We start from the raw sequence: 18944 nt of genomic DNA, 5'->3' as shown, positions 1-18944 counted from the left end.
TAGTCACTTATCATATTATTTCAGCTTGAAACAACTCGCTTTTGAAAAATAGTGCCTGCTAGGGTTTCTTTTTCAAACTTTTTTGTCAAAGAACAGTTTCATTTGGCACAGTCTGTTTGTTTGTCCGCGCCACACTATACAATTCACATTTTGTGAGTATATTGAGTATATGCCCTTTTTTCTTTCCTGTCATTCCTGCCTTCCTTAGCTGGTTTTGATGGGTCCGCTTCGCTTGACCCATCCTGCTCTTTGAAGTTTAAAACGGCAATGCTTCCAGTCTGTTTTTCAATTTTCCTATCCACTCATCCTCATCTATTTCAATCTGATTTGAAGGATTACAGGAATTCAGAAATCCCGTAATCTCCTCACTACACTTTACGCAGTGATATAATTTCCACGCACATTGAGCCATGACATAATTAGTCTCCTATTGATGGTTGTTGCTGTTTAACGATGCATCCAGAAATGCAGCCTCAATCTTTTTTAAAATGTACAGTATCTTACTATGCGTTGCTGTTTTTTGTGCCTCTCGTGTTTCCTGAGTTTTTTGGGTTTGTAAAATTTCCTGGGTTCGTTTCGTTTGCTGAGTAGCTGTACCGCTTAAAAGCATTTGGGTCTCTATGGCAGATGATTTTGCGGAATAATACACGTCGGCTGCCTTAGACATGGTATTGGATATTTTGTCCACTTGCTCTTTTGATACAGCGTTATTAATTGCATCGTTTACGACGCCATTGATTACCGGCTCGAAACCGCTCCGGGCAAGAATTGTATTCATATGGCAGGTTGAAAGGAATAATGTTACGGTGAACAGATACATTTTGTTCATATCAATGATTCTTCTCAATAATCACTGTTAATCTCTTCTTTGTATTGAATCCTTCATGTCCCCCGCTGGCGGGGGTGCAGGGGGTGGATTGGGCTTCTTCCCCACTTCAACTTCCCTTTATCATGAATACAAGTTTTCATCTTGAACCTTACGGCAATGGTTCACCAATCATTGCAGAGTAACTGTCTAAACAAACGTCTGGATATTCAGGTTATAAAACTACCGGAATTTTCACTCATGCCATTCCATCCCCTTAATCCCCCGCCAGCGGGGGACAATGGATTGCAACATCTCCGGCAATTTTCATACCCTGGTGAGTCACAAGCGGGCACTGACAAACACGGCTTGTCCATGCACCTCAAATCGCTTAACTTAACATCTATACCTCCACACCCTTTTCTAGGGGGGTGGTTACGGTTGTGTTGTATCGGGAATATTCCGATAATAAAATTTCAAGCCCCATCGAAATTTCTTCTCTTGTTTTTCATTTAGACCAGTTTGGAGGTGGCACAGACAAACTCTGTTTGTCTGTGTTTTCTATTCCAAATCCATGGATGCATTCAAACAAGCACGGACAAACCTGTTTGTCCGTGCCACCCGGTCCATTGGTAGGATAAGCGTCCCCGCTTGTCATCAGGATACCAGGCGAGGACGCATACCCTTCCGATGTTATCGCAAAACCTCAAATTCCCCCTCCGACTTGTGGTATTTGCAATCCGCTGTGAATTGCCAAATCGCCGTCAAAAGATGGCTCCTACCCGTGTGTTCCCAAAGAGTCTCCGAAGGACTATTTTACTGATAAGAGATTTCAAAGCTGCGGTTGTAGAGCGACGAGGCTCGTCGCTCTACATTGAGTTAATTCATTGTCATTGTCTTTTTGATTTAATCATACTTTACTGTAAAATTTTTCACTTGTACCGGCGTCTTTCTGTCTTTAAAAGTCCCATCTCCCAACTGCCCGAATTTATTATCTCCCCAGGCCCAAACTGTTCCGTCTGATTTTAAGGCAAGGCTATGCTGCCAGCCTGTACTAATATCGGTAATGTCTTCTAATTCTTTAACCTTAACAGGGATATTCCGTTCGGAACGTGTCCCGTCTCCCAATTGTCCGTTGGAATTATCTCCCCACGAAAATACCTTTCCCTCCGAATTTAAGGCAAGGTTGTGCCATCCCCGGGCAGATATGCTGGTTATGGTATCGATATTCATTGCCTGTACCGGGGCGCGTCTTTCTTCCAGTGTTGACCCGTCTCCCAGTTGACCGTACCGATTGTTTCCCCATGTCCATACGGTTCCGTCCGATACCAATGCAATGCTGTGGATATACCCTCCATTTACGTTTGATACGTTGCTCAGTCCATTAACTAACACTGGTGTGGTAGTGTCTGTGCTCGACCCGTTTCCCAGTTGTCCATAAAAATTATTGCCCCATGCCCAGATGGTGCCGTCTGATGATCGTATGGCAAGGCTATGGTCTCCGCCGCAGGCAATTGCCGAAATATTTGAGAGGCTGTTTACCTGAACCGGTATTTCTGAGGCGCCCACGATGGTTTCATTCCCAAGCTGTCCGCTCCAGTTACTACCCCATGCCCACACGGTGCCATCTGATTTTAAAGCCAAACTGTGCTGGTAACCGCCTGCAATTGCGACGACGTCTGTTAAATCTTTTACCTGCACCGGTGTTTTCCGGTTTCTAAAGGTTCCGTCGCCGAGCTGTCCGTAATTGTTGAGCCCCCATGTCCATACGGTGCCATCGGATTTTAGCGCCATGCTATGCCATGTTCCAGCAGAAATGGCGATCACGTCTTCAAGCCCTTTTACTAATACGGGTACGTTCTTTTTGGAGTGTTTCCCGTTTCCCAGTTGTCCGAAATTATTTCGTCCCCACGACCAGACTGTACCGTCTGATTTCAGGGCAAGGCTGTGATAGCCTCCCCCGGAAATCATCAGTGGTGATGCCTGGAGATTAACGGAAATGAATAAGAGTATGGGAAAAATGAAGATGGTGAAATACTGCAAGCGCGTCGCTCCTTTTTTCATAAACCTGATGGTATAGGAATCTTTTGAATCACCCTTTTAGCTTTTCTAATTTCTTTACATCCAGCAAGTCCTGCTCTCTTCCTGTTGCTTTTTTATTTGAATTAAATCCAAATTCCCGGAGCGCTTCCATTACCCTAATCCGAACGAGTCGGAAAAGACCGTAGTGGCAAGGCGCGCCTTGCCACTACAAAAATATTTTTGCTGAAAAGGTCAAAATATTTTTTACAAGGTATCAATTGCATTATTTTTGGATGCTTCTATGAGAATATCCAAATCTTTGGTGGCTCTTGGTATTAAATGAACACTTAAAGACGTAACATCGATATCACATATCGTAATACTTTAGTTTTTTGAAAAATTCCAGAAAAAAAGAAAACGCCGAAGGGGTAATATGATTATAGGAAACACGGTAAAACCACGCCCAATCCCGAAGGGATGACATAATCACCACGATCAGAATGTTTCATAAAAGATAAAATTATATCACCCCTTCGGGGTTAATTATGGGTTTTTCGTATAATTTCTATAATCATTTCATCCCTTCGGGATTATTGGAATTTTTCAAAAAACTAAAATGTTATCATATATCTAACTTTGTGATAATTTAACAATCTTAAGAACTCGTCGAAGTCTTTGTGCATTAATATCTACTCCTTTTTGTATCCAATAGCATTCTTCCCATAGTGAATAAGATGTTTCGGTTTTTTTTAATTTATTGACTGATTTCATATCTATCCCTCATTAACATATTGTCTTCTAACTCAAAATTATTTACCGGCATGTTTCTTGTTTTTTTTAAACAAATCCAGGAGTTTCCCTTTTGCAGAGCCTTTTACCAGGGAAGATATGGCTGCGCCCAACGGGTTGGAGATCGATAATCCGGCGGCTATTGCAATGGCGATCACCCCGCCAATGCCCATCAGGGCGAGCATCTTTTTCAGTTTTTTGACGTCAATGGCAACCTCTTTATTTTCGATCAATTGCTTCAGTGCAATCATCTGTTCTTCCTGCGTATCGTCGGGCTGTGCCTTGTCGCTTTCCCACCTGCTCACGGTTGAAAAGCTCACCCCCAGGGCTTTCGCAAATTCAGCCTGAGTTGCCCCCATCTTTTCACGGAGTTCTCTTATTTCTTTTGAACTAATCATCTTATTTCTCTTTAGCCAGTTTTTTAACACCCCCCTGTGTTCCCCCTTGCGAAGGGAGGAAAAAGAGGGGGTTCTTTAGCAGTGCTATGAATATACCATAAAATAAATATTATGCAAGTCAAATAATTTGCATATGCAAATTACCTAGAGCCGAAAGAACCGTATAGTAAACAAAAAGGGGAAGCTGTCATTCCTGCAAAAGCAGGAATCCAGTGGAAATGACACAAAAAGAACGGCATGTTAACTTATTTGTGACGTTTACGATACATATTATAGAATTACTGCGCATTCTTTTGATTAAGGAGTTGTTGTATCGGAATTCCCCGCATATGGCTGAATGACAAAACCTATGCTTTTTATGGAAGCGGCAAATGAAATATTTTCGAATGAACTTAAGAGGAAATGGATGAGGGTTTTAGTACTGCAACAATGGTTGGGGAAAAACCTAACCCGAACGAGTCGGAAGAGTATTTTCTGATAGGAGATGCTGAAATAAGCTTGTCCTGATAAAAATCAGGATTCAGCATGACATTTTCCGCTTTTGTCATTCCGAACTTGTTTCGAAATCTCCTGCATTATAATAAGTTTTCTTCCGCTGATTTTTTGCCAAAACTTGTCCCTGTATGTTTTGAGCAGGGAATGTCAAAATCTTTTTGGAAGATACTATTCATCCCCCCACTTGGTGCATCACGACGTGCCCCTTGCCGGAATGCACAGAAGGTTTCAGGTTTGCAGCGCGGAGAAAGGCTTCGGTAAGTTGTTCTTCGGTAGGATTGTTTCGCAGAATGGCCTTTAAGTCAATCTCACCACCAGACAATAAGCAAGAGCGAAGCTTCCCGTCTGAGGTCAAGCGGAGACGGTTACACGAATTGCAAAAGGGCTGACTCACCGCTGATACAAATCCCAATGTTCCCATAGCGCCCTTGATCTTATATGTTTTTGCAGCACCGCTGCCGAGCATGGGAGGCGGAAGCGCTACGAGTTCGTTATCTTTTCCGATGATATCGATAATATCGGCCATTGGAATATACTTGTCCTCAGAGGCCAGACTTTCTTTATTCATTGCCATATATTCAATAAAGCGTACTTCAAGATCCCGTTCCAACGTGAGCTTCGCAAACTCTTCGAATTCGTCGTCATTAATTCCCTTCATGGCAACCACGTTAATCTTTGTGTTTTTAAATCCCAAATGAAGAACGTCCTCAATTCCGTCCAGGACGTCTTTTAGCTTCCCACCCCTGGTGATCTCTTCAAACTTTGTGTCATCCAGACTGTCGAGGCTGATGTTTAATCTGAATAACCCGATTTCCTTTAGTACCTTTGCATAGTTTTTCAGATAAATACCATTTGTCGTTATGGCCAGATCTTCGATACCCTGAACATTTCCGAGCATTCGAAGTAAGTAGTCAATATTTTTCCTGAAAAGCGGTTCCCCGCCTGTCAGGCGAAAACTCTTGATCCCCAACTTTACGGCATGCCGCACCACGGTTATGATCTCCTCATATGTCAGAATATCCTTATGCTTCGAGAGATCCAATCCGCCCTCGGGTCTGCAATAAACGCATCGAAGATTACAGAGGTCTGTTACCGATATCCTTAATCGGTTTATCCTTCTCAAATATTTATCTATAATGCTCATGATCTGATCTTTATAGTATTCCCTTGCAAAACCTCTTTTATTTCGAATTTGCCAAAAAAACAACCGATAGTTTCTGTTATTCAGTACCAGGTAACTCTTTTTGGATTTGGCTGTGCAGGGTTATGAATTTTCCGTATTGTAACTTGTCTTTGATACTATCTGGTATTCCTTCATCTTTCTCCATAAGGTTGTCGTAGAAATTCCCAGATTGCTTGCAGCTTGTTTTCGATTCCCGGCATGTTTCCGCAGGGATTCAATAATTGTTTTTCTCTCCTCCTGCGCCAGGGCAGCCCGAATACCACCCATCTCAATCATGACGTTTATGGTATCCGCTGATGACGCACTTTGCAACGCCAGGTCAGCAATGGTTATGTGGCTACCCTTCGCAAGCGTAACAGCCCTCTCAATTACATTTTCCAATTCCCGGACATTCCCGGGCCACGGGTAATTCAAAAGCAGTGTCATTGCGTCTCCGGATATTTCCGGTGGTCTCTTTTTCAGCTTGTTCGAGTACATATTTACGAAGTAGTTGATTAAAAGTGGAAGGTCTTCTTTCCTTTCTCTGAGTGGCGGCAAATGAATCCTGATCACATTGAGCCGGTAAAATAAATCTTTTCGAAAGGACCCATTTTTGGTAGCCTCTTCAAGGTCTTTGTTTGTCGCGACAATAATCCGGATATCCAGGTAAATTGGCTTATTATCACCAACCTTCCGTATCTCGCCATTTTGCAGGAATCGAAGGAGTTTGACCTGGGTCGAAGGTGATGTCTCGCCAATCTCATCTAAAAACAAGGTGCCGCCCTGCGCCTCTAAAAAGATACCTTTTTTATCTTTTACTGCTCCCGTGAACGAACCCAGGACGTGCCCAAACAATTCGCTCTCTTGCAAGTTCTCCGGCAATGCCCCACAATTTACCACAACAAATGGTTTATCAGCCCTGAGACTATTGCTATGGATGGCACGCGCGATTAACTCCTTGCCCGTCCCGCTTTCTCCGGTAATCAGTACGGTACTTTCACTGTTTGTCAGTTCCACAAGGATATTCAGGAGACGCATCATTACAGGGGAATTGCCAATAACACCCTCAAATTTATACTTTTCCTTAACTCCTTTTTGAAGGTTATTGACCTTGTCTGACAAGCGTTTCTTTTCTAATGCCCGTTCAACCACGGAAAGTATATCAGAAAGCTGAAAAGGCTTGGTAACGTAATCGTAGGCACCATTCCTCATCGCCTGAATTGCACTGTCAATCGTACCAAAAGCAGTCATGACAACAACCTCTGTCGACGGAGTGATACGTTTAATGATCGACAGCACCTCCAGACCGTCCATGGCTTCCATTTTAAGATCCACGACCACCAAATCATAGACATGGTTTTTTTGAAATTCTACAGCCTTTTCTCCGTTTTCAACACTATCGACATTATAGCCGGCCCTCTTAAAAGCTATCACGAGAGATTCTCGCATATTTTTTTGATCTTCAACAACCAGAATATGGAACATACGCTTTATGGAAATTTATACTGGAATGGTCTTAATTTGTTTACTTTTTACCGGCAATCTAATCGTAAATATGGTCCCTTTGTTTTGCTTACTCTTCACATCTATTACACCACCATGGTTGTCTACGATACGATGCACAATGGAAAGTCCTAATCCGGTGCCTTTTGATTTTTTTGTAGTAAAAAAGGGCTCAAATATCTTTCTGATAATCTCAGGCGGAATTCCCATACCTGTATCTGCGATCACGATTTCTATCCCGTTATTATCAGGAACCTTCGGCATTCTCACACGGATGAAGATTTTTCCGCCTCGTGGCATCGCATCAATCGAATTTACCAGTAAATTCCAAAATACCTTCCTGATCCAATTCCGATCTACATGAATCCTGGGAATATCATTCTCATAAATTTTTACAATCTTGATTTCTTCATGAAACCGTGCATCCTGCTCTAACAAAAACAGTGTTTCGTCGATAATCTCAAGAATATCACTCTTGATGAAATGATACTCGGCAGGATGTGCAAAGGTGAGGAAGTTGGTAATAATACTATTGAGCCGGTCAGTTTCCTCCACAACCATCTCAAATAACTTTTGATCGTCATCCTTTAAAAATAAGTCTCTTTTCAACATACCGACTGAATTCGATATGGCACCCAGAGGGTTACGGATTTCGTGGGCAATCGAGGCTGCTAACTCACCTATTGAGGCCAACCGTTCGGAGCGCCTTATCTGTTCTTCGATTCTCTTGCTGTCCGTTATGTCCCGCATAATCCCCTCAATGCCTATAATAGTTCCTTTTTTATTTTTGATTGGATAGGTATTCTGAGAGACCCATAACTCCTCACCATTCTTACAATAGATTCTATACTCTAAATCTTTTGATGCTTTTAATTCTCCGGTAAGCACCTTTCGCGTTGTTTCCCTGACTAATTCACCATCGTGCTTATGGATCATTCCCATGGCAATGGAAGGGTTTTCATAAAATTCCTGGGGATCATATCCCGTTACATTCTTCAATGCACTGTTGAGAAACAAATATCGCCCTTTTTTGTCCAGCCTGAATATTACATCTTCGATATCCTCAACGAGATTCCTGTACTTTTCCTCAGACTCCTTAATTTTATCAAAAAGACATGTGTTGTCAATTGCAATGGCGAGTTGCGGAGCAATCTTATTAATAATATCCACATGGTTTTCTGAATAATTATGAACATTTTTACTTCCGAAGTTAAGACTTCCAATGATCTCACCCTTGCATATCAGAGGAAACGACAGACGTGATTTGATCCCCTCTTTAAACAAAATCGGATCTGTGGAAAAACGTCCCCGTGACGTATCACTAACCATGTAAACTTCACCATCTTCCACAACTTTCCCGGCCAGTGTTCCATATTTAGAATAATGCATACCCTCTTCCAATCTGGAACCACGGTAATCTTTCGAAACAGCAAAAATCAAAAGCTCTTCCCTTTTTTCATCAAGAAGAGTAATGCTCATACGGTCAAAATCGATGACCTTGTTCAGTTCTTCGCTGAAAGATTTATACACTTCCCGAATGTCAAGGTTTGAAGCGAGAATCTTGTTGATGTTATTCATGATATCTTTCTCTTGCTCCAGCTTCTTCCTTTCGGTTAGATCGATGATAATCCCCTCGTAGCCAATAATGTTATTCCGTTCATCACGTCTGAGATTACTCGTCATCAGGCAGGGCACCCTGATACCATCTTTCTTTTTTAATTCTACCTCATAATCCTTGATAAAACCGTTTTTGCATACCATTTCCTTAATCGCCTTACCCTCTGCCTGGCTGAAGAACAAGTGCTGAACCAGGTTCAATTTCAGGATCTCATTTTTTGACTCATATCCAAATAAGTCCACACCGGCTTGATTAATGTCTGCAAACTGGCATTCCGTATCGCAGAAGAATACGACGTCTTTACTTGTCTCAAAGAGACGTCTGTATTTCTCTTCTGATACCCTCAGTTTCCGCGTCCTCTCTTCAACAATCTTTTCCAGTTGTACCGTATAACTATGAAGTTCCTGCTCTAATAATTTTTGTTCCGTAATATCCCTTGCAATCATCACAAAACCAATTGGTTTCCCACCGGTAGATTGTCGCGTAGTAAATGTACTATATCCGGTAAACACCTCTCCATTTTTACGCACCAATTGCATTTCGCTTTTATACCTGCCAGTAATCAGCGTTGTCTCTAACATCCTTCTTACCTTCCCTGATTCAACATCTCCTTTTGTATACAATAGTTGTATACTTGATTTTTGAACCAATTCTTCCGGCTCATACCCAAACATCCTTTTTGCGCCTTCATTAAAGGCCAGGATATTCCCGTCAAGATCAGCCGCTATGATTGAATGCTCGGTAGAACTTACCAGAATGCTATTTAAAAAATTTGATGTTTCTTGCAGTTTCGCTGTCTTCTCCTGCACAGATTCAGCCATGACATTGAATGCATCCCCCAACTCACGGACTTCATCCTCAGTCTTTATCATAACCCGTTGGGACAAATCCCCTGCTGACATCTTCCGGGTAGCCGTTATCAATTCCATAATAGGATTGGCAATCTTCTGCCCAATTACCAACGCAAATGTAATCCCGGCAACCGCCAAAACCACTCCTGCAATAGTCAAGTAAGAAAGAATTTTTAAGACAGGATTCTTTAAATTATTCATGGCTAAAGATACTTCGCTGGCTCTCGCTTCTGTAATGACACCCCATTTCAGTTCAGGTATCCGATACCATACCCCTATCACTTTTTCGCCCAGGTAGTTCGTATAGCCATTCACATCAAACCCATCAACACCCTCTAAACAGGAAATTACGCTTTTGGTAAATTGCCTGGTTTGTGGCACAACAACCGTCAATTCCAGTGTTGTTCTCTTCTTGATTAACCCAATATGTTTTAATTGATCGGCAAACCTGGATTCTGTAATCATCTGGCCATATTTATTGATCGCATAAGTATCACAACTATCCCCATACCGCATCTCCTGTATTTCCTTATTAAGAACTGACAGATCGGCCTGAAACATTATGACCCCTGTCACCGGTCCGTCCTTATTTCTTACAGGTACAGAGATGTACATGATAGGCAATCCTTCTGACCTGTTCCCGAAGTCACTCAAATCATAGAAAACAGAGGATACGATGTCTGAAACACAGGTCTTGCCTTCCGCAGCCTGATTGAAGCCTTCAACATCACCAACGTTTAACCCTATCAGTTTGTCATCCGTGGACAGTCTGACATTGCCAGACATGTCACTAATCATAAACCTGTGAAAACCCGGTTGCAATGGTATGTGGGAAAGAAACCGAGAAATGGTATCAGTATCCGTTTTTGTCAAATTCACTGCACTCACTACAAACGGATTATGGGCGATGCGTTCTGCATCGCTTTTCAATTTATTTAACCATTCTTTTACTTGGGATACTTTTTTGGAACCGATCAATTGCAAATTGCTAATCGTCGTTTTCTGGATGGCTTTTTGTGCGGAAGGATATGCAATAAGTCGCATTACCAATAATGGCGTAAGGACAGCGACCAGAAAGAGAAAAATTAATTTGTTCTTGATTGAACGAAACATTGCGCTACCTTACTGCGAGGGAATTAGTAATTCATTGATTGTTCCCAAATACATTGTCAAATAATTTTTGGGAAGGATACTCCGAAAAGGAAAAGAAGGGTAGTATCAAAAAAGGAAATTAATGTTCAGGAATTGATAAGGAAGCACATTCGATAGAAAATAGTATTAAGCAAACCATTTTCTCGTTTTTTATCAGTATTGCAAATTCGTCTGAATTTGCTCAATCATCACGTCGTTACTTGATTTTTTCAACAAAATCAGGGTCTACCGGAACCTTACCGAGAAAAGGTACTTCCCTATATTCTGTAATTTTATCGAGTTCGTCTTTGCGAGTCCTGACAAATACTTCACATTTCTTGACTATTTCACCAAAAGCCTTTGCCGCCTCTGAATTGGGATAGGCAGCTACAAATGCCTCGCCATTATCGCATTTTTCCGTAATCCCGGGATCCAACGGTATCTTACCAAGAAACGCTACGCCCAATTCTCCACAAACCTTCTCCCCTCCGCCCGTTTTAAACACATCAATCTGTGTATTACAATGGGGGCAAACCAGGCCGCTCATATTTTCAACAATCCCAATAATTGGCACATTGCTATCCCGTGAGAAAACAACAGCCTTCCTTACATCCAGCAGTACCACATCCTGAGGTGTTGTAACGATCACAGAACCGTCCACCTTCCCGATAAGCTCAATAATAGAAATTGCCTCATTTCCAGTCCCCGGTGGTAAATCCACCAAGAGAAAATCCAAATCTCCCCAGCACACGCTTCCCATCAACTCGCAGAGAAAATCCCATTTTGCAGAATCCCTCCAGATGACCGGCATTGACGGGTCTTCAATCAAAAAGGAAAGTGATGCCACCTTTAAATTTGGTAATACTTCCAGCGGCAGCACGCCACCACTGCTGCCCTTGAGCCTTTTTCCCTCCACACCTAACATTATGGGGATGTTGGGGCCGTGGATATCTGCATCAGCTATTCCGACCTTATAGCCCTTTCGGGCTAATGCAACACCGAGGTTTGTTGTTACCGTGCTCTTACCCACCCCACCTTTATTGCTCATCACAACGATTTTATATTTAATGTCTTTCATACGTTGGGCTATTGCCCACTTGTTGTGCTCTATCTGGTCCAATTGACACGATAACTGTTTCTCACAAAGCTCACAGGTAAACGGAATCTTACAGTCTGACATCACATCCCCTTTCATAAACTTATGCTCCCCATTTTACATCCTTAAATTAAAACTACCTTTTAGATACAATCTTAATCGCACAAGTGTTATTTATCGTATAACAGGCGTATTCACAAACTCCGCAGCCGACACATTTCTCTTCACTAATCACGGGCTTGCCGTCCTCCTGATAAAGTGCATCACCACGCAAAGGACATTTTATATAACACAGTTGACAATCCTGCCCACCCCATGCAAGGCATCGCGACTGATTAATCCTGGCAATACCCATCTGAACTTTATCTACATGCTCAACGGGCTTTAAAGCCCCTTCTTTACAGGCAGCAATACACAACAACCCGTTGCATAATACACAGGGATTTTCCCTGGGCATAATAACAGGAGTGCCTACAGCCACATCCATCAACCCGTGGTACTTCTTGATTGCTTTCGCAGGACATACCTTGATACACTCATCACAGCGGGTACACAAGGAAAGAAATTCGGCCTCTTCAACAGCGCCTGGAGGGCGCAAGTAATCACCCTTGGGCATTATGCGGTCAACTTTTTTACTGGCATAATCTGCAACTTTGTTTCCCATGAAGGCGAACAAGTCTTTAAAAAGTTGCCGTCTGTCCAATATTTTTTCCGTATTATCCATAAAAACACCCCTACGCAAAATTTTAATTTAATAATAGTTGATTTGTCAAGGTTAAATCACGACCACATTTATGCTTCGAAAAGTTGAAAAATTCTTTTTTATTTCTGAAATGTATCTTTTATAATTATTATTTATGCAATTAAAAGTACCAACAATCTCCATTGTGGGTAAATCTAACAGTGGCAAGACCACCCTTATTGTAAAGCTCGTTCGGGAATTGAAATCCAGGCGTTTTAAGGTCGCCACCATTAAACACAGCCATCATAGTTTCGAACTAGATCAGGAAGGAAAGGATAGCTGGCTGCACACCAGGGCTGGGGCCGATGCAGTTGTTGTGGCTTCACAAAAGATGACGGGAGTCATACGCGTCGTGTCTGAAGAACTTCCTCTACCAGAAATTGTAAACACCTATTTACAAGATATGGACATTATCCTTGCAGAGGGCTACAAGACCCAGGCTATTCCGAAGATTGAAGTCTTGCGTTCAGAAATCAGCACTGCGTTGGTATGTAAGAATGACCTGAACTTAATGGCTGTCATTGGCGACAAGAAACCTGAAATCAATATACCCTTTTTTCATATCGATGACAAAGCTTCTTCTATCGTTGATTTTCTGTTATCGAGGCTGAAAAAAAGTTCTGCTGAAAGTTGTGCCTAAAAACATGCAGAACAACATCTGCAATGGGATACAAAAGAACACACACATCCAAAAATTTCGTGCCTGAATCCTATTACGAGAATGTCATTGACAACAACATACACATGCGGTACACTTTTCTCATTGACCGGGAATCAATATTAGTTTTTATCATTTGACATAATATCCAACTAGACATGAATTTAAAGCACCTCCTCCAAATACTTAACACAAAATTATGTTCATTAAGATACGTCCAGAATTTTTCCAAAAAAACCTGTTTTCACTTCTTATTGTTGCATCCCTGGCTATACACGCTATCCTCATATTCATGTCTCCACAGGCAGGTCAGATTCTCAGTTTAAGGTCACTTCGAGACAGTTTTATCCGTGAACCAAGCGAATATGCAGTTACCCTGGAACTTGAAAATGCCGAAACCCGGATAGAAAATAGTTCAGATTCAAATACCGAACAAAATGAAAGCAAGCCAGAGAAAGACGAAGATGCTGAAAAAAAGAAGCAGAAAATGTTTACCGACACTTCCGAGAATACTAAAGACGAGGAAGCAAACGTCGAAACGGATAAGATCGGTGAAAAAGGGTCTATAGCAAAGGATAATTTTCCTGACGACAAGCAACCGGTCAATAATGAACCCCATGCTGAAGGGCATTCTAAAGCACCGTTTTTGGGCAAGGGGAAGGCTGGCGCCCCTTATGAGAACCGACAGCAGCAACAGGAACAGGAAGTTATGGCACAGGCAATTATTCCTGAGGATAGTACCCATGATAAAAACACTCCTCCCCGCTATGCCAATCTGCCCAAAGGACTGGAGAAGCAAGAGATTCCTCCTGTAAAACCCTTACATAAGGAACCATTCCAGGCTCCTTCTGAAGAAAAAAAGATGAATGCAACAGAGGTAAAGACAATCAAACTGGACAAAACGATAGAAGCAGAAAATACCGCACAATCATCGAAAAGAGAACGGCTCACCATTGGGTATACTATCAGAGAAGAAGAAGCACCACTGCCTTATAGTGAGGGGGTATTATTTACTGATAAACAGGATGAAGTAAACAAGGACACTGAAACAGAAGAAGAATCATTAGCGCCTCTCAAAGAACAATCGTCTCTTAAGGAACACGAAGCTTTAGAAAATGCGGATGCAGAGGCAAAAGATCTTAATAAGTCGAAAGAAACAAAGAATACTGCAATTTTTCAGTCTGAAATACCTCCGGCGCCTTCACCAGAATTGCCGGGCGTTGAAACTCAGCGCAGGCTCGAAAGGGGATTGGATGAGCAAGAAAGACCTGGCGAACTGAGAAAACCCAAGATCTCTTTTAATGTTAATGCAAAAACTGAGGGGACAAGCAATGACCCGGTACTTTTTGAGGACACGATATCAAATGCAGTAATCCCGGGTGCGCCGTCTTTTAATGTCAAAAAACATGAATATGCCGATTACTTTAAGCATATCAGGGACAGGATATCCCTGTATTGGTTCCTTGGGTATGGAACCCGTGCTGAGATAAAGCTTGAAACCAGAGATGACAAACCAATCATTGTAGAATTTAAGGTATTGCCTGATGGTTCTATTGATGGAGTAAAGATTGTGGATGATGCGGGAAATTTTAATCTTGCATCACGGCTTATATCCTCGATCAAAAATGCAGCACCGTTGAATCCTTTCCCATCCAATATCAAGGAGCCATCAATCGATGTGAGGTTTAATTTCTATTTTTTCTAATTTAATTGTATAGGATTTTTATTTTATTTATGCGGTTTTTCAGATGGTATGAAGCATAAAAATCCCCCTTAGGAAAGGGGGATCAAGGGGGTTGTAAAATAGCTAGGGAAAAAAACAACCCCCTGTTTCCCCCTTTCCTAAGGGGGACTAACTTGAAATTTGTGGTTCAGTTTTAACAATATTATTTTTATAAACAGGAGGAGATAATACCTTGGAATGGCTCATAGGTGGTGGTCCCATCATGATACCACTTTTCGTTTGTTCCGTTTTAGCCCTTGCGGTGATCATTGAAAGGGCAATAAATTTGCGCAGGGACAAAGTCTTAAAACCGGAGATCATCCAGACCATAGAGGCAATACGCAGTCAAAAAGATATACCCTTTGCAATCTCCAGATGCGAGGTGATTTCTGGTCCTTTTTCTAATCTGTTGAGGCGGATCCTCACCAATAACCATCTCACACGGGAGGAAAAATTTATTGATATACAGGCTGCTGGACGACAGGAAACCAAGTCGCTCGAAAAGAGACTTTTGGTATTAGAAGTCATTACAGCTGTAGCCCCCTTATTAGGATTACTTGGAACGGTATTGGGGTTAGAGGATATCTTCGGGATTATTTCCGAACTGGGACTCGGACAGGCCAAGGCATTTTCGGCAGGTCTGGCAGAAGCGATTCGAACAACCGTATTTGGACTCTTCATTGCAATCCCGTCACTGGTTGCCTATAGCTATTTCGATAAAAAGGTGGATACCTTTGTCCTGGAAATGGAAGAATACTCTATACATATCCTTAATAAACTCTATCCTGCTCAAGATTCTGATAAAAAATAACTATGCGATTCCGTGAAAAACGTCTTACAAAATCTATCATAAACCTTACCCCTATGGTAGATATGCTGTTCCTGATACTCTTGTTTTTTCTGGTTACATCCAGCTTTATAGAACAGCCGAATATCAAACTGGAACTCCCCTCAACCAAATATGCATCTACCGGTAAAATCGAGGAGCGGGTCTTAACTATTTCCCGGGATGGAAAGCTATTCTTCCAGAACGAACCCGTTGAGCGAAAAAATCTTGTATCGGTATTAAAGAATGCCTTTTCGAAGCAAGACGAAAAGACCCTTATCTTGCGGGCAGATAAAAATGTATCTTACGGCACCGTCGTTGATATCATGGATGCAGCCAAAGGGGCAGGTTTAAGGAGAATCGTTGCCCCCACTATTCTTGAACCTGAAAAACAGCCTTAACCTCATCACCCGTTTCGCAGGAATAACAACCTTCTTTTGTCGTCTACTATAAGTTCTTGTAGAGGTTAAGAATGCGAAAATGTATCATGAAAAAATCAAAGGCTAAACAAAATAAAATTGTCCCGTATTTCATGAGCATAGCCCTTGTTGCGATCACGGCTTTTCTGGGGGGCCTCATAAGGGAAGCTATTGAGACGGCAAATATTGTCATTTTTTATCTCCTGATTGTTGTGATGACTGCTGTCTGGTAGGGAAGATACCCGGCAATCACAACCTCCGTGTTGGGTGTTTTGACGTTTGATTATTTTCTTGTGACGTCCTGTTTAACATTTGTGGTTTCTGACGTTCAATATGTTTTTACCTTTATTGGACTTTTAGCCGTGGGATTAGTGGTCAGCGCCCTTGCGTCAAAAACCAGACAACAAGCCATGGACGCGCGGGGGAGGGAAGAGCAGACAGCAATGCTATACTGTTTGAGCAAAGATCTGGCCGCATCTGATTCCTTAGAGGCCGTGTTGCACGCCATTCGAGCGAATGTGGGAGGAATATTTGATTGCCGTGTTGCGGTTTTTCTGGCGGCAGACTACCGGATTACTCCAGGCAGTTTTGACACTGGTTTTCCTATTGATGAACATGAAAATACCATCGCTGCATGGGTTTTTAGGAATGGCAAGCCGGCCGGATGGAGTACAGATATCTTACCTGCTGCCAAAGCACATTATATGCCATTAAAGACATCGCAAGGGGTCTGTGGTGTTTTAGGAGTTTTCTTTAAAGACAATAAGGCAAGTCTTGACCCTAGAGAATGTAATTTATTGGGCGCATTGGCAAGTCAGGCGGCGATTGCGGTTCAGCGGGCGAAACTAACCGAAATTTCCCGACAGATGGAGCTTATAAGGGAAACTGAAAAACTCCAGGCGGCGCTTTTGAATTCCATCTCTCATGATCTGAGAACGCCGCTGGTAACGATCATGGGGGCATTAAGCAGTCTTTTACAGGACTTTTCCTCGATTGACGCCGAAACACGCAAAGAGCTTTTGGAAACGGCTTACGATGAGTCCGGCCACCTGAACCAGCTTGTTGGCAATCTTCTTGATACGACGCGGATCGAGGCAGGTGCTTTGAAAATGAAAACCAAACCCTGCGAATTAAGAGACGTGATTGGCGCTTCCCTGCACCTGCTGAAGGACAAGCTTGAAAAAAGAGACATTCAGATGCACATTCCCCCGGTTTTACCCGAAATTCTTTTGGATTTTACCCTCATGATGCGGGTATTTGTAAATCTCATTGATAACGCCATGAAATATTCCGCGCCGGATACGCCGATTGAGATTACGGTAAAACTTCTGGAAAACAAAGTGAAGATCGAAGTAAAAGACGAGGGCTTTGGAATCCCCGAAGAGGATTTGGTGCGTATTTTCGATAAGTTTTACCGTGCCGTGAAACCACGCCAGATTACGGGGACAGGGCTTGGGCTTTCCATCTGCAAGGGGATTGTCGAGGCACACGGCGGACAGATTTTTGCAGAGAATAATCCCGACAAGGGAGCGACATTCACCGTGATACTATCCCTGGAGGTAAAAGAGGCGTAAAGGGCCTATAGAGCAACTTCGCCGTAACCAAAATGAAAGAGAATGTTAAATATCGAACAAGGAATAACGAATGTCGAAGGAAAAGCAGATGAATATTGCGCTCCACCCCTACTTCATTATTCGAAATTCCTTGTTCGATATTCGGTATTTGAGTTTCTCTTACAATTTTTAACCTTCTCAAAAAACTTACAAAAAATGCGAATCCTTATTGTCGATGATGAAAAAACAATCAGGCGTTTCTTAAAAGCAGCCTTAGTTTCCCACGGCTATGATGTGTTCGAGGCTACAAACGGCGCAGAGGCTTTGAAATATGCTATTTCTTCACATCCTGACGTGATTATTCTGGATTTGGGTTTGCCAGACATGGACGGGATCGATATCACCCGCCAGATACGAGAACGATCGAAAACGCCTATTATTATCCTGTCGGTACGTGAAGATGAATCCGATAAGATCTCCGCCCTGGATGCGGGGGCGGATGATTATCTCACCAAACCTTTTCATGCCGGCGAAATGCTTGCACGAATACGGGCGGTTATGAGAAGGCTACTTCCTCAAAGCGAAAGATCGTTATTTACGGTAGGAAAACTATCGGTAGATCTCGCGCAACACAGTGTGGAAGTAAACGGTCGCCCTGTTCATCTCACGCCAACAGAGTATGACCTTCTCAAAGTTCTTGTCTTAAACGCGGGAAAGGTTATGACGCATGGGCAGATCTTAAAAGAAATTTGGGATAAAACCGAAGACATTGAAGAAGCCTTACATCTCTTAAGGGTGACGGTGAGTAATTTGCGAAATAAAGTAGAACCCGAGCCCGACAGACCCACCTATATTCTTACCGAGCCGTGCATGGGCTACCGCCTGTGTACCGATATGTAGCCCTTGTGATACCCATACTTTTATGAAGGCTATTGTTAAAATTTAAAGTGAAAGATAACTGCGAAGTTATTATAATAGCAATATAAAAAATGACAATATTGTAATTTTGTAGGATGGATGAAGCAAACAGACTGGGTCAAATGAACTTTTTTGCTTCAAAAGTGGGTAAGAACTACTATAAATTACCATTTTTGTACTCGTTTTGTCGCTTTTTAGCCTATAAAATGGGGAATAAATCCCACTGAATAGGATA

15 protein-coding genes are annotated in these 18944 nt (G+C 42.2%); 7 read left to right on the top strand and 8 right to left on the bottom strand.

From position 1 onward, the window contains the following. Positions 1 to 427 precede the first annotated feature (427 nt). The 8 genes from E3K36_17245 to E3K36_17210 all read right to left on the bottom strand — a co-directional run bounded on the left by E3K36_17245 (position 428) and on the right by E3K36_17210 (position 12594). Positions 428 to 829 carry a hypothetical protein gene (locus E3K36_17245; GenBank protein MCF6156936.1) on the bottom strand — a complete coding sequence of 134 codons (402 nt, stop codon included), beginning with the start codon at positions 827 to 829 and terminating at the stop codon, positions 428 to 430. Between the two features lie 882 nt (positions 830 to 1711). Next, positions 1712 to 2869: an RCC1 repeat- and reductase domain-containing protein gene (locus E3K36_17240; GenBank protein ID MCF6156935.1), complete on the bottom strand. Its 1158-nt coding sequence runs from the start codon at positions 2867 to 2869 to the stop codon at positions 1712 to 1714. Positions 2870 to 3636: 767 nt separating this feature from the next. After that, positions 3637 to 4014 carry a helix-turn-helix domain-containing protein gene (locus E3K36_17235; protein ID MCF6156934.1) on the bottom strand — a complete coding sequence of 126 codons (378 nt, stop codon included), beginning with the start codon at positions 4012 to 4014 and terminating at the stop codon, positions 3637 to 3639. A 667-nt stretch (positions 4015 to 4681) separates the two neighbouring features. Continuing rightward, positions 4682 to 5653 carry a GTP 3',8-cyclase MoaA gene (moaA, locus tag E3K36_17230; protein MCF6156933.1) on the bottom strand — a complete coding sequence of 324 codons (972 nt, stop codon included), beginning with the start codon at positions 5651 to 5653 and terminating at the stop codon, positions 4682 to 4684. 120 nt (positions 5654 to 5773) lie between these two features. Beyond that, entirely contained in the window at positions 5774 to 7156 is a 1383-nt protein-coding gene (locus E3K36_17225; protein MCF6156932.1) for a sigma-54-dependent Fis family transcriptional regulator, read from the bottom strand. A gap of 15 nt (positions 7157 to 7171) precedes the next feature. Then, positions 7172 to 10756, bottom strand: coding sequence for a PAS domain S-box protein (locus E3K36_17220; GenBank protein ID MCF6156931.1), 3585 nt, complete (start codon positions 10754 to 10756; stop codon positions 7172 to 7174). Positions 10757 to 10991: 235 nt separating this feature from the next. Then, positions 10992 to 11954, bottom strand: a complete 963-nt coding sequence (locus E3K36_17215) for an ATP-binding protein (GenBank protein ID MCF6156930.1) — start codon at positions 11952 to 11954, stop codon at positions 10992 to 10994. Positions 11955 to 12006: 52 nt separating this feature from the next. After that, on the bottom strand, positions 12007 to 12594 hold the full coding sequence (locus tag E3K36_17210; GenBank protein ID MCF6156929.1) for a 4Fe-4S dicluster domain-containing protein: 588 nt from the start codon (positions 12592 to 12594) through the stop codon (positions 12007 to 12009). Between the two features lie 133 nt (positions 12595 to 12727). Between E3K36_17210 and mobB the strand changes: the two genes are divergently transcribed. From mobB to E3K36_17175, 7 genes are all read left to right on the top strand, one after another. Beyond that, positions 12728 to 13252: a molybdopterin-guanine dinucleotide biosynthesis protein B gene (gene mobB, locus E3K36_17205; GenBank protein MCF6156928.1), complete on the top strand. Its 525-nt coding sequence runs from the start codon at positions 12728 to 12730 to the stop codon at positions 13250 to 13252. A gap of 217 nt (positions 13253 to 13469) precedes the next feature. Continuing rightward, positions 13470 to 14975: an energy transducer TonB gene (locus E3K36_17200; GenBank protein ID MCF6156927.1), complete on the top strand. Its 1506-nt coding sequence runs from the start codon at positions 13470 to 13472 to the stop codon at positions 14973 to 14975. 211 nt (positions 14976 to 15186) lie between these two features. Then, positions 15187 to 15804, top strand: a complete 618-nt coding sequence (locus tag E3K36_17195) for a MotA/TolQ/ExbB proton channel family protein (GenBank protein MCF6156926.1) — start codon at positions 15187 to 15189, stop codon at positions 15802 to 15804. Positions 15805 to 15806: 2 nt separating this feature from the next. Continuing rightward, positions 15807 to 16220, top strand: a complete 414-nt coding sequence (locus E3K36_17190) for a biopolymer transporter ExbD (protein MCF6156925.1) — start codon at positions 15807 to 15809, stop codon at positions 16218 to 16220. Between the two features lie 71 nt (positions 16221 to 16291). Beyond that, on the top strand, positions 16292 to 16471 hold the full coding sequence (locus tag E3K36_17185) for a hypothetical protein (GenBank protein MCF6156924.1): 180 nt from the start codon (positions 16292 to 16294) through the stop codon (positions 16469 to 16471). Between the two features lie 39 nt (positions 16472 to 16510). Next, positions 16511 to 17812 (top strand): DUF4118 domain-containing protein, encoded by a 1302-nt coding sequence (locus E3K36_17180; protein MCF6156923.1) that lies wholly within the window; start codon positions 16511 to 16513, stop codon positions 17810 to 17812. Between the two features lie 195 nt (positions 17813 to 18007). After that, positions 18008 to 18691, top strand: coding sequence for a response regulator transcription factor (locus E3K36_17175; protein MCF6156922.1), 684 nt, complete (start codon positions 18008 to 18010; stop codon positions 18689 to 18691). The last annotated feature ends 253 nt before the right edge of the window (positions 18692 to 18944 follow it).

This window comes from Candidatus Brocadia sp. (genome assembly GCA_021646415.1).
GTDB lineage: Bacteria > Planctomycetota > Brocadiia > Brocadiales > Brocadiaceae > Brocadia.
Note: the sequence above shows the minus strand (reverse complement) of the source record. Positions and strands in the feature narration are given on the sequence as shown.

Excerpts from the sequence above, each read along its gene's own strand:
- E3K36_17245 (MCF6156936.1), bottom strand. The coding sequence starts at position 829 with ATGAACAAAATGTATCTGTTCACCGTAACATTATTCCTTTCAACCTGC.
- E3K36_17240 (MCF6156935.1), bottom strand. The coding sequence starts at position 2,869 with ATGAAAAAAGGAGCGACGCGCTTGCAGTATTTCACCATCTTCATTTTT.
- E3K36_17235 (MCF6156934.1), bottom strand. The coding sequence starts at position 4,014 with ATGATTAGTTCAAAAGAAATAAGAGAACTCCGTGAAAAGATGGGGGCA.
- moaA (MCF6156933.1), bottom strand. The coding sequence starts at position 5,653 with ATGAGCATTATAGATAAATATTTGAGAAGGATAAACCGATTAAGGATA.
- E3K36_17225 (MCF6156932.1), bottom strand. The coding sequence starts at position 7,156 with ATGTTCCATATTCTGGTTGTTGAAGATCAAAAAAATATGCGAGAATCT.
- E3K36_17220 (MCF6156931.1), bottom strand. The coding sequence starts at position 10,756 with ATGTTTCGTTCAATCAAGAACAAATTAATTTTTCTCTTTCTGGTCGCT.
- E3K36_17215 (MCF6156930.1), bottom strand. The coding sequence starts at position 11,954 with ATGTCAGACTGTAAGATTCCGTTTACCTGTGAGCTTTGTGAGAAACAG.
- E3K36_17210 (MCF6156929.1), bottom strand. The coding sequence starts at position 12,594 with ATGGATAATACGGAAAAAATATTGGACAGACGGCAACTTTTTAAAGAC.
- mobB (MCF6156928.1), top strand. The coding sequence starts at position 12,728 with ATGCAATTAAAAGTACCAACAATCTCCATTGTGGGTAAATCTAACAGT.
- E3K36_17200 (MCF6156927.1), top strand. The coding sequence starts at position 13,470 with ATGTTCATTAAGATACGTCCAGAATTTTTCCAAAAAAACCTGTTTTCA.
- E3K36_17190 (MCF6156925.1), top strand. The coding sequence starts at position 15,807 with ATGCGATTCCGTGAAAAACGTCTTACAAAATCTATCATAAACCTTACC.
- E3K36_17185 (MCF6156924.1), top strand. The coding sequence starts at position 16,292 with ATGCGAAAATGTATCATGAAAAAATCAAAGGCTAAACAAAATAAAATT.
- E3K36_17175 (MCF6156922.1), top strand. The coding sequence starts at position 18,008 with ATGCGAATCCTTATTGTCGATGATGAAAAAACAATCAGGCGTTTCTTA.